Source organism: Roseateles sp. P5_B10, assembly GCF_056400485.1.
In genome coordinates, this window is sequence record NZ_JBFULE010000999.1 from 1 (window position 1) to 1,689 (window position 1,689).

Below are 1,689 nucleotides of genomic sequence, written 5' to 3' on the forward strand. Positions count from 1 at the left end.
GACCTGAAGCGCGTCGTCCACGCGACCGGCGCCGAGCTGGGCCTGGCCTTCGACGGCGACGGCGACCGCCTCGGCATCGTCACCAAAGACGGCGAGATGATCATGCCGGACCGCCAGATCATGCTGATCGCGGCCGACATCCTGAAGCGCCAGAAGGGCGCCGAGATCATCTTCGACGTCAAGTGCACGCAGCGCCTGGCACCGTGGATCAAGAAGCACGGCGGCAAGCCGCTGATGTGGATGACCGGCCACTCGCTGGCCAAGGCCAAGCTGAAGGAGACCGGCGCGCCGCTGGCCGGCGAGCTGTCGGGCCACATCTTCTTCGCCGAGCGCTGGTATGGCTTCGACGACGCGATGTACACGGCCGGCCGCATGCTGGAGATCCTGTCGCGGGCCAAGGACCCGAGCGCCGTGCTGCAGGCCCTGCCCAACAGCTTCAACACGCCCGAGATCAACGTGCCCTGCGCCGAAGGCGAGCACCACGAAGTCGTCAAGACGCTGAAGGCCCAGACGACGCTGGCCGACTTCCCCGGTGCGAACGAGCTGATCACCATCGACGGCCTGCGCATCGAGTACGCCGACGGCTTCGGCCTGATCCGCCCGTCCAACACGACGCCCGTGCTGGTGCTGCGCTTCGAAGGCCATACGCCCGAGGCGCTGGAACGCATCCAGCACGACGTGCTGGAGCAACTCAAGCGCGTGAAGCCGGACGCCCAGTTCGCAGCGGGCCACTGATTCCGAAGCGGCCACAGAGCCGCCCAAGACCAATCACAGGGAGAACGACATGCCATTGATCGGAGGCCTGCACATCCTGATCGCGCTGTTCTGCGCGGTCCATGTCGTGCGCAGCGGCCAGCAGCTGTACTGGCTCTTCATCCTGTTCGCCTTCCCATTGCTGGGGAGCGCGGTCTATTTCTTCGCCATCTACCTGCCCAACTCGCGGCTGGACCAAGGCGCACGCAAGGCGGTGTCCGCGGCCGCGCGGGCCCTCGATCCCGGTCGTGAAGTGCGGGAGGCACGCATCGTCTACGACGTGTCGCCCTCGGCCCAGAACCAGATGCGGCTGGCCGAGGCGCTGCTGAATGCCGGCGAGGCCAAGGAGGCCGCCGAGCTGTACGAGGGCGCACTGAAGGGGCCGTTTGCCAGCGACCCCGACCTGCGCTTCGGCGCCGTGCGCGCCCACGTGGAGTGCCAGCGCTTCGACCCGGCGCTGAGCCATCTGCAAGTACTCAAGGCCGAACGGCCCGATTACCGTCCCGACCAGGTCCTGCTGCTGCTTGCACGCTGCTTCGCCGGCACGGGCCGGCAGGCCGAGGCCCGCGAGAACTTCGAAGCAGCAGTGCGCCGGTTCGGCAGCTTCGAGGCCAATGCCGAGTATTCGATCTGGGCCCTGGCCACCGGCGACGCCGCCACGGCTGCCCGCCTGCAGACCGAGATCGATCGCCAGGTCCAGCTCTGGAATCCTGTCAGCCGCGAACTGAATGACCCGGTCATGCGTCGGCTCAAGGCCGCGCACGAGCTGGCACGCAAAGGTGGTTGATGCCTGAGGGCCTCGCGCTGGCCCTGTATGCAACCGCGCTGCGGCTGCTGACGCCCTTTTATCTGCTGCGGCTGTGGCGACGCGGCGCCAAGGAGGCGCTCTACCGGCACGCCCTCGGCGAACGCCTTGGTTTCTACGCAGGCTCGGCC

Annotated in this window: 2 protein-coding genes; both read left to right on the top strand. The window is 67.6% G+C overall.

All coding sequences use genetic code 11. The features are described from left to right. On the top strand, window positions 1-735 hold a 735-nt coding region (locus AC1DU6_RS30135), incomplete at its 5' end, for a phosphohexomutase domain-containing protein (RefSeq protein WP_477861716.1). Window positions 736-784: 49 nt separating this feature from the next. Further along, entirely contained in the window at window positions 785-1,540 is a 756-nt protein-coding gene (locus AC1DU6_RS30140; RefSeq protein WP_457324004.1) for a tetratricopeptide repeat protein, read from the top strand. The last annotated feature ends 149 nt before the right edge of the window (window positions 1,541-1,689 follow it).

Coding starts and splice junctions, on each gene's coding strand:
- AC1DU6_RS30140 (WP_457324004.1), top strand. CDS start 785: ATGCCATTGATCGGAGGCCTGCACATCCTGATCGCGCTGTTCTGCGCG.